Source organism: Pseudoalteromonas sp. S1650 (assembly GCF_005887195.1).
Lineage (GTDB): Bacteria > Pseudomonadota > Gammaproteobacteria > Enterobacterales > Alteromonadaceae > Pseudoalteromonas > Pseudoalteromonas simplex.
Map to the genome: position 1 here is coordinate 1 of NZ_PNDF01000169.1, position 635 is coordinate 635.

Consider the following 635-nt stretch of genomic DNA (forward strand, 5'->3'; position numbering starts at 1 on the left):
AAACTCAAGTGCTAAGTACTTACGCTTAGCCTCTGGTAAAGCAAGTTCATCAGTACTTAAATTAACCTCATCAACCTGACCATCACCGTCAAAATCATATGACATTTGAATAGCTTCACCTGGGTTATTAAGCACATAGTAAGAACCTTGACCCACGTTATCGGTAATGCCCATTTCTGCAAGCTTTTTAGCTAATACTGGGCCGACATCAGTGTCTTCAACGCTGCGTCCAAGATCACGATAAATAGCGCGTACACCCGCTGACATAGTATCGAACACTTCTTGCTGATAGCCGATAGTAAATTCATCACTGTACATTGGTTTTAATGCAGATGAAGCAATCAACCCTGGTTCAGTAATACCACGCTGGCGCCAACGCCTATCTCGCAGCATATCTCCTCTGCTTGGCGAGCCATCAGCCATTAAACTTGGTGCACCGTTTGCGTCTAGTTCATCTAACTCAAAGTACTCAAACCATTCAATCGAAGCAGATCCTTGGGTGATATTCATGTTCGCAGATACGGGTTGGAAATAACGCCCATATGTAGCAAAGATCTTAGCACTGCCATCACCCGACACATCATAAATAGCTTGCAAACGCGGTGCTATTTGATTGTCAATATCAACGAAGGCAC

The 635-nt window shown here is 43.8% G+C and carries 1 pseudogene; it reads right to left on the reverse strand.

The window, feature by feature from the left end:
• Window positions 1-635 (reverse strand): annotated as a pseudogene (locus CWB80_RS22045) (TonB-dependent receptor); the annotation flags it as partial.